This is a genomic window from Streptococcus sp. HMSC067H01 (genome assembly GCF_001814775.1).
Lineage (GTDB): Bacteria > Bacillota > Bacilli > Lactobacillales > Streptococcaceae > Streptococcus.
Genome location: NZ_KV817815.1, coordinates 45351 through 54671, shown reverse-complemented (window position 1 = coordinate 54671; position 9321 = coordinate 45351). Strand labels below are relative to the sequence as shown.

At 41.4% G+C, this 9321-nt stretch carries 8 protein-coding genes; 7 read left to right on the top strand and 1 reads right to left on the bottom strand.

Translation table 11 applies throughout. The features are described from left to right. The first annotated feature begins 334 nt into the window (after positions 1-334). Positions 335-1159, top strand: a complete 825-nt coding sequence (locus HMPREF2987_RS10050; protein ID WP_075230423.1) for a phosphate ABC transporter ATPase — start codon at positions 335-337, stop codon at positions 1157-1159. 3 nt (positions 1160-1162) lie between these two features. Next, entirely contained in the window at positions 1163-2011 is an 849-nt protein-coding gene (locus tag HMPREF2987_RS10045; RefSeq protein ID WP_075230422.1) for an NAD(P)H-hydrate dehydratase, read from the top strand. A 23-nt stretch (positions 2012-2034) separates the two neighbouring features. On the opposite strand, the gene HMPREF2987_RS10040 is transcribed toward HMPREF2987_RS10045, so the two are convergent. After that, the gene (locus HMPREF2987_RS10040) at positions 2035-2220 is read right to left on the bottom strand and encodes a hypothetical protein (RefSeq protein WP_075230421.1); all 186 of its coding nucleotides are present in this window, start codon (positions 2218-2220) and stop codon (positions 2035-2037) included. A 118-nt stretch (positions 2221-2338) separates the two neighbouring features. Here HMPREF2987_RS10040 and HMPREF2987_RS10035 point away from each other — a divergent pair, with 118 nt between their 5' ends. From HMPREF2987_RS10035 to gyrB, 5 genes are all read left to right on the top strand, one after another. Next, complete coding sequence (locus tag HMPREF2987_RS10035) at positions 2339-4792, top strand: bifunctional DnaQ family exonuclease/ATP-dependent helicase (protein ID WP_180364518.1); 2454 nt, start codon at positions 2339-2341, stop codon at positions 4790-4792. Between the two features lie 32 nt (positions 4793-4824). Continuing rightward, on the top strand, positions 4825-6048 hold the full coding sequence (locus tag HMPREF2987_RS10030; protein ID WP_075230420.1) for an FtsW/RodA/SpoVE family cell cycle protein: 1224 nt from the start codon (positions 4825-4827) through the stop codon (positions 6046-6048). Between the two features lie 10 nt (positions 6049-6058). Continuing rightward, positions 6059-6610, top strand: coding sequence for a DJ-1 family glyoxalase III (locus tag HMPREF2987_RS10025; RefSeq protein WP_075230419.1), 552 nt, complete (start codon positions 6059-6061; stop codon positions 6608-6610). Positions 6611-6715: 105 nt separating this feature from the next. Continuing rightward, positions 6716-7279, top strand: coding sequence for an HAD family hydrolase (locus tag HMPREF2987_RS10020; RefSeq protein WP_075230426.1), 564 nt, complete (start codon positions 6716-6718; stop codon positions 7277-7279). 14 nt (positions 7280-7293) lie between these two features. Next, positions 7294-9240: a DNA topoisomerase (ATP-hydrolyzing) subunit B gene (gene gyrB, locus HMPREF2987_RS10015; protein WP_075230418.1), complete on the top strand. Its 1947-nt coding sequence runs from the start codon at positions 7294-7296 to the stop codon at positions 9238-9240. Positions 9241-9321 lie beyond the last annotated feature (81 nt).

Below are 9321 nucleotides of genomic sequence, written 5' to 3'. Positions count from 1 at the left end.
GTCTCAGTCTTGTTTTATCAGTAGCTCTACTAACTGTTAAACGTAAAGAAAAGTAAGACTGATAACTCCCAGCTATAAAAAAGCTAATCGTTATAAATGAAGAGGCTGGGACAAAAGTCCTAGCCTCTCAATTGTCTTTGGAGTGTAGTTCAAGACGTAGTGGTTGAGTGGGCTCTACTACGCTGATTTCATAAGCTTTTACAGCCCTACTCAACTGTGCGGAGGTGGGACGACGAAATCGAATTCTAACGAATTATCGATTTCTGTCCCACTCTCTTTATTAATTGGGTAGTGAGGTGTATAATGAAAGTAAGAGAGTTTGAGGAGAAGGACCATGCTTGTAAAAGTTTGTAAAGCAGATTATAGTCTCCAGTGGGATGGAATCTATCAATTTGCTCTTGAAAACTATCCACAGATTCAAGAATGGGAATTGGAGAAGCTAGCAAAGTTTATTACTTATGAACAGGACCATCATCGTCAGACCATTGTGGAATGTGAGGATCTTGAATTAAATATACAAATTCATGATTACTTGCTAGAGCATAGCTTTTTTCCCCCCTACAGACCAAGTCATCGCCTTGTAGCTTCTACCTATGATATTCAGAGGAAGTTGGTTACCTCAAATTATTGTAGTCATACTTGTACAGTTGAAGTGGCTCAGGCTATTTTTCAGACTGGAAAACTCATGTCAGCGATTAAAGTATTTGGTAAAAGTGGGGCTGAGCTAGTTACAGATAGTCGTAATGCAGCTTCTGATCCAGCAGACTATTTTGACTATATCATGTTTGGATGGTCTAATACGACTTCGGGTTACCGACTCGCTATGGAGCGTTTGTTAGGACGGGCACCTTCTGAAGAGGAATTGCAAGAAAAGTTCATTCCTGGCGTTAGTTTTCATTTTCTGTATGAAGAATTAATTCAAGCACCAGGTTATATCTTTGATGGCTATCATGTTGCGAAGGTAAGAGATAGGTTAGATTTGGATACCTTTCTTCATTTGTGTATCATCCCGTCAAAAGATAAGGCTTGTTTTGAAGGTTTGATTCCTAGTCAATTACAAGATAGAGTGATTTACCTAGACTATGAGGGAGAAGGGTTACAGGATTGGAATACTAGGGTTAATCAAGTGTTACATAGTAAGGTTAAGTTGAAGGAGTAGTGTATGAAAGAGATTGATCAAGTTCTATTGAAAAAAGTTATCATCGAGCGTTCTTGCTCTAGTCATAAGGGAGACTATGGGCGTCTTCTCTTGATTGGAGGGACTTATCCCTATGGGGGAGCGATTATTATGGCTGCCTTAGGTTCTGTTAGAAGCGGTGCAGGCTTGGTGACAGTAGCAACGGATAAAGAGAATATTCCAGCTCTGCATAGCCATATGCCGGAAGCTATGGCTTTTGACCTTGGTGATAAGCAGTTACTTGAGCAACAGTTGCAGAAGGCTAATATTGTCTTGCTTGGACCTGGACTAGTGGATGATGAGCGTGGAAAACAGCTTCTCCAAACAGTGTTTTTTCATTTAAATCAAGATCAGACACTCATACTGGATGGTGGCGCCCTATCTATTTTAGCGAAGGTTGAAATGAAATTTCCTAAAGCCCATCTTGTTTTAACGCCTCACCAAAGGGAATGGCAAGTCTTGTCAGGCTTAGATTTGGATTCCCAAGGAAGCAAGGAAACTGGAGAGGCTTTGAAGAGCTTTCCTTCAGGAACGATTTTAGTCCAAAAAGGTCCTGCGACTCGAATCTGGCAAGCCGGGCATGCTGATTTTTATCAGCTGGGTGTTGGCGGTCCCTATCAGGCGACTGGTGGCATGGGGGATACTCTGGCTGGGATGATCACTGGCTTTGCAGGGCAATTTCCCCAAGCAAGTCTCTATGAAAGAGTGACAGTAGCGACCTATTTACATTCAGCAATTGCCCAAGAACTAGCTGAAGACAACTATGTAGTCTTGCCAACCATGATTAGTCAACAGATTCCAGCCTTTATGAAGAAGATACAAAAAGACACCTGAGGTTTTCAGGTGCTTTTTAATGATTAGAAGAGGCCTTTGACCTTATCAACAAGATTACCGATTCCTTCTGATCCTGAAATCAAACTTTGAGCCTGACTAAGGTACTCACCGAGTTGGTCCTTATTTTCTTCGACAAAGGTTTTTGCGGCAGCCAAATCTTTTTTCTCGATTAGCTCTTTTACTTGATTAAACAAATCTAATGGGTTCATGATGTCCCTCCTTTTCTACACTTCTATTCAATCATTTTTTATAAAAACTTGCAAGAAACTTGACCCTTTCAATAAAGTTCATGGATGTCAAATTGTGTAAATTTTGATATAATTTTTAATGATGAATTTTAGAAATGATCGGTACGTGGTCGTGGATTTAGAGGCGACTAGTACCGGAAGCAGGGCAAAAATTATCCAAGTGGGAATCGTGGTCATTGAAAATGGCGAGATTGTTGACCAATTTACAACTGATGTCAATCCCCACGAACCCTTGGATTCTCATATCAAAGAATTAACGGGCTTGACCGATCAGCGACTAGCAGAGGCACCAGAGTTTTCTCAGGTGGCTGGAAAAATTTTTAACTTGGTCAAGGACGGTGTTTTTGTTGCGCACAATGTCCAGTTCGATGCCAATTTGTTGGCAGAATTCCTCTTTTTTGAGGGCTATGAATTGCGCACTCCTCGTATCGATACAGTAGAGTTGGCTCAGGTTTTTTATCCTCAGCTTGAAAAATACAATCTGGGGATTCTCTGTCAAGAGTTGGGAATTCCTCTAGAACAAGCCCATACGGCCCTATCAGATGCCCAAGCAACAGCAGAGCTCTTTCTTTGTATGCGACAAAAAATGTTTGGACTGCCAAAAGGTTTATTGGAGCGCTTGTTAAGTTTGTCAGATGGTTTATTATATGAGTCTTATCTGGTCATCGAGGAAGTTTATCAGAAGCAGTCCATCCTAGTTGAACATGACTTGGTAGAGGTGCAAGGTTTATTTTTAAGAAAAGAAAAGCCATACCTTTCTCCACGTAAACTATCTAAAGATTTCCAAACCAATATTGCCTTGTTGGATTTGGAATATAGAGCTCCACAAGCTAGCTTTTCTCAAAAGGTTCAAGATTTTCTACAGAATGAGAAAATTGCTTTTGTGCAAGCTCAGACTGGAATTGGGAAAACCTACGGCTATTTGTTACCCGCTTTATCACTAGAAAACGAAAAAGGAATCCTTCTCAGTGTTCCTACTAAAGTTCTACAAAATCAAGTGATGCAAGAAGAAGCTCGTAGATTAGAAGAGGTCTTTCACCTTTCGATTCATAGTCTCAAAGGACCACAGAATTATCTAAAACTAGATGCCTTTCATCATGCACTAGAGGAAGAAGAGTCCAATCGCTTGTACACACGTTTTAAGATGCAACTCCTAGTTTGGTTGACCGAAACAGAAACTGGAGATTTGGATGAGATTGGACAGCTTTATCGCTACCAGCAGTTTTTACCAAACTTGGTACATGATGGGAATCTTCCCAAAGCTTCTCTCTTTTGGTTAGAGGATTTTTGGAGACGGGGTCAGAAAAAGGCTCGCTCTTGCCAGCTACTTGTGACCAATCATGCTTATCTCGTTACCCGACTTGAGGATGATCCCAGTCTACTAGAGGGCCGTCTCCTGATTTTGGATGAGGCCCAGAAGATCTTACTAACTTTGGAAAGTCTTTTACAAAAGAGTTTCGTTTTAAACGACATAGTAGACCAGTTAGATCAAGCTCTAGTTCGAGAAGAAGGGACGCTTCAGAGACGCTTGATGGAGAGTATTCGCTTTGAGCTTTGTCATTTGATGGACCAGTTCCTATCTGGCAAACGAAGAATGTGCCCTGCGACAACAATGGCACAACTCCAACAGGATTTCTCAGAGTTAGAAGTTCAAAGTTTTCAGGATTGTCAGCGATTTTTCTGCACTGATGGAGAATTTTGGCTATCAGCCTCAGACTTGTCTAGCAAGAAGGTTGTCATTTCTTCCAGTCGCAATCAACGTCTGCTCTTTTCGGAAATCTTTCCAGAGAGTTGTCAACTCTTAGCTGTCTCTGCAACCTTGGAAATTAGTAGCAGAGTATCTTTACCAGAACTAATGGGATTTCCGCATGCAGCTTTTGACCGACTGGAAGAGAATTTTCAAGAAAATCAAGAAATTTTGGTTGTCAAGGATTTTCCATTGGTGACAGAAACCTCCCAAGAAGACTATGCCCAGGCTCTTGTAGAAGTTCTGGAAGATTTGTCCTATCTTGAAGAACCCATGCTCGTTTTATTCACTTCAAAAGACCTTTTGTTGCAGGTATCAGACTCTTTATCTCTTTCTCATTTAGCCCAATATAAGAACGGGGATCCGGCTCAACTCAAGAAACGGTTTGAAAGAGGAGACTCTCAACTCTTACTAGGGACAGGAAGTTTTTGGGAGGGAGTTGATTTTGCGACTCACCCTCGAGTGATTGAAGTGGTGACACGCCTGCCCTTCCAAAATCCAGAAGATCCCTTTACGAAAAAAATGAATCAGGAACTGCGTCTGGAAGGGAAAAATCCTTTCTATGACTATCAACTGCCAATGGCTATTATTCGCCTCAAACAAGCAATTGGTAGAACCATGCGTCGTCTAGGGCAACGCTCCTCTGTCCTTATCTTGGATAGCCGAATGACAAGCAAGCGATATGGAAAGCAGATTGGCAAGGCCTTGTCACAGACTAGTCGAGTGAGAGAAGTTGGCAAAGAGCAAGTATTCTCAAAAGTTCAAGAATTTTTACACACAAAATAAAATAAACATCTGAAAGAATGAAGGAGACCTTTATGAAACGTTCTCTCGACTCTCGAGTCGATTATAGTTTGATTCTACCAGTATTCTGTTTGCTGGTGATTGGAGTGGTAGCTATTTACATTGCTGTCAGTCATGACTATCCACATAATATCTGGCCTATTCTCGGTCAGCAACTAGCTTGGATCGTATTGGGAATTGTTATCAGCTTTGTAGTCATGTTCTTTAATACAAAATTTTTATGGCAGGGGACTCCCTATCTTTATGCCCTAGGTCTAGTCCTCATGGTCTTACCCTTGGTTTTCTATAACCCTAGTTTGGTCGCAGCAACAGGGGCAAAAAACTGGGTGTCAATTGGTGGAGTGACACTTTTCCAACCTTCCGAGTTCATGAAAATTTCCTATATTTTAATCTTGGCTCGGGTCATTGTTCAATTCACACAGAAATACAAGGAAAGTGAACGAACGATTCCTTTAGATTTCCTCTTGATATTGTGGATGATTATCTTTACACTACCAGTCTTAGGTTTACTGGCCCTGCAGAGTGACTTAGGAACGGCCTTGGTCTTTGTCGCCATCTTTGCTGGACTCGTCTTGCTTTCTGGAGTATCATGGAAAATCATCATTCCAGTTATTGTAACAGCTGTATCGGGAATCGCAGGATTTTTGGCAATTTTCATCACAAAAGATGGGCGTGCCTTCATGCATCAAATCGGGATGCCAACCTATCAGATTAACCGTATCCTTGCCTGGCTCAATCCCTTTGATTATGCTCAGACGACCACCTATCAACAAGCGCAAGGGCAAATCGCCATCGGTAGTGGAGGCTTGTTTGGTCAAGGATTTAATGTATCCAATCTCCTCATTCCCGTTCGTGAGAGTGATATGATTTTTACAGTCATTGCAGAAGATTTTGGTTTTATCGGCTCTGTCCTCGTAATTACACTTTATCTTCTACTTATCTATCGAATGCTAAAAATCACTCTCAAGTCCAATAATCAATTTTATACCTACATTTCAACTGGATTTATTATGATGCTCTTGTTCCATATCTTTGAAAATATTGGGGCGGTGACAGGCCTACTACCTCTGACAGGGATTCCTTTGCCGTTCATTTCCCAAGGGGGCTCAGCCATTATCAGTAATCTGATTGGTGTCGGTCTGCTTCTATCGATGAGTTATCAAACGCATCTAGCCGATGAAAAGAGCGGTAAGACAAGATTTAAACGGAAGAAAGTTGTTTTGAAAAAAGTTAAATAAGGAGTAAATCATGGCTAAAGTTGCAGTTATCTTAGCAGATGGCTTTGAAGAAATCGAAGCCCTAACAGTTGTGGACGTATTACGTCGTGCCAATATTACTTGTCATATGGTTGGTTTTGAAGCCCAAGTGACAGGATCACATGCCATTCAAGTACAAGCAGATCGTGTGTTTGATGGTGATTTATCTGACTACGACATGATTGTCTTACCAGGGGGTATGCCAGGATCAGCTCACTTGCGTGATAATGAGCAATTGATTGCTGAACTTCAAAAATGTGAACAAGTCGGTAAAAAAATAGCTGCCATCTGTGCAGCACCAATTGTTCTGAATCGGGCTGGTCTCCTCAAGGACAAAGAGTTCACCTGCTACGATGGTGTTCAAGAGCAAATTGCTGATGGTCACTATCGCAAGGAAACAGTTGTTGTCGACGGTCAGTTAACAACTAGTCGCGGTCCAGCTACTGCACTTGCCTTTGCTTATAACCTAGTGGAACAACTTGGTGGCGATGCAAATGGTTTGAGAGAAGCTATGCTTTATCGTGATATATTTGGTTTAGATTAAGTGAAACGAGAAGAATCTGTCTATTAAAGGATTCTTCTCGTTTTTTACTGTTAAAATAGAAGGAAATCGTCGCTTTTTTCATAAAAAAATGCTATAATGAAGGGTATGAAATATCACGATTACATTTGGGATTTAGGTGGAACTCTACTTGATAATTATGAGACTTCGACCGCGGCTTTTGTGGAAACATTAGCTCAATTTGGAATCGAAGAAGAACATGATAAAGTTTACAATGCCTTGAAAGTGTCAACCGCTTTTGCGATTGACCGTTTTGCCCCAACAATAGAGAATTTTTTAGAAAAATACAAGGAAAACGAAGCGCGAGAGCTTGAACATCCTGCCTTATTTGAGGGAGTACCTGCTTTATTGGAGGAAATCTCAGACCAGGGAGGACGGAACTTTTTAGTTTCGCATCGTAATGACCAAGTTTTGGAAATCCTTGAAAAGACTGGAATTTCCAGCTATTTTACAGAGGTGGTAACAGCTAGTTCTGGCTTCAAGAGAAAACCCAATCCAGAGTCAATGATTTATTTGCGAGATAAGTACAAGATAAGCTCTGGCATCGTTATTGGTGATCGACCTATAGATATTGAAGCTGGACAAGCAGCTGGCTTAGCGACACATCTCTTTGAAAATATCGTGACATTGAGACAAGTATTAGACATGTAAGAAAAAGGAAAAAAATGACAGAAGAAATCAAAAAACAACAGGCACAGGATTATGATGCCAGTCAGATTCAAGTTTTGGAAGGTCTGGAAGCCGTTCGTATGCGTCCTGGTATGTATATCGGATCAACTGCCAAAGAAGGACTTCATCACCTTGTCTGGGAAATTGTAGATAACTCTATCGATGAGGCCTTAGCAGGATTTGCTAGCCACATCCAAGTCTTTATTGAACCAGATAATTCGATTACGGTTGTCGATGATGGACGTGGGATTCCAGTTGATATCCAAGAAAAAACTGGTCGACCTGCTGTTGAGACAGTCTTTACCGTTCTTCACGCTGGAGGTAAATTCGGCGGAGGCGGATACAAGGTTTCAGGTGGACTCCACGGTGTAGGTTCATCCGTTGTAAATGCTCTCTCAACTCAATTAGATGTTCATGTTCATAAAAATGGAAAAATCCATTATCAAGAATACCGTCGTGGGCATGTAGTAGCAGACCTTGAAGTGGTCGGCGATACGGATCGTACTGGAACAACCGTTCACTTCACACCAGATCCAGAGATTTTTACAGAAACGACTGAGTTTGACTTTGACAGATTAAACAAACGGGTGCAGGAACTTGCTTTCCTTAACCGTGGTCTTCAGATTTCTATTACAGATAAACGAGAAGGTCAAGAGCAAACCAAACATTACCACTATGAAGGTGGGATTGCGAGCTATGTTGAGTACATCAATGAAAACAAGGATGTCATTTTTGAAAACCCAATCTACACAGATGGTGAAATGGATGACATCACAGTAGAAGTTGCTATGCAGTACACAACGGGCTACCATGAAAATGTCATGAGTTTCGCCAACAACATCCATACCCATGAAGGTGGAACCCATGAACAAGGTTTCCGTACAGCCTTAACTCGTGTCATTAACGACTACGCTCGTAAAAACAAACTCCTCAAAGACAATGAAGATAATCTAACAGGTGAGGATGTCCGTGAAGGATTGACTGCTGTTATCTCTGTGAAGCATCCAAACCCACAGTTTGAAGGACAAACAAAGACCAAGCTTGGAAATAGCGAAGTTGTAAAGATCACTAATCGTCTCTTTAGTGAAGCATTTTCAGATTTCCTGATGGAAAATCCTCAGATTGCTAAACGTATCGTTGAAAAAGGGATTTTGGCTGCGAAAGCGCGTGTTGCTGCCAAGCGTGCGCGTGAAGTTACCCGTAAGAAGTCAGGTTTAGAAATTTCAAACCTTCCAGGTAAGTTGGCAGATTGTTCCTCAAACAATCCAGCTGAAACTGAACTTTTCATCGTCGAAGGAGACTCAGCGGGCGGTTCTGCAAAGTCTGGTCGTGACCGTGAATTCCAAGCAATTTTACCAATCCGCGGTAAAATCCTCAACGTCGAAAAGGCCAGCATGGATAAAATCCTAGCCAATGAAGAAATCCGTAGCCTTTTCACAGCTATGGGAACAGGCTTTGGTGCGGAATTTGATGTCAGCAAGGCACGTTATCAAAAACTCGTCATCATGACGGATGCCGATGTCGATGGAGCCCATATCCGTACCCTCTTGTTAACCTTGATTTATCGTTATATGAAACCCGTCTTAGAAGCAGGTTATGTTTATATCGCCCAACCACCAATTTACGGTGTTAAGGTCGGCAGTGAAATTAAAGAATACATCCAGCCAGGGGCAGATCAAGAAATCCGTCTCCAGGAAGCCTTGGCTCGCTATAGTGAAGGTCGTGCCAAACCAACTATTCAGCGATATAAAGGTCTCGGAGAAATGGATGATCATCAGCTTTGGGAAACAACTATGAATCCTGAACACCGTCTCATGGCGCGTGTATCAGTGGATGATGCTGCAGAAGCAGATAAAATCTTTGATATGCTCATGGGTGACCGTGTAGAACCACGTCGAGAATTTATTGAAGAAAATGCTGTTTACAGTACGCTTGACGTTTAAAAAAATTTGGAAATAGTTCCCATGGTTTGAAAAATATGATATAATCATTACAATTGTTTCAAGTATAAAAAGGAGTTTGAT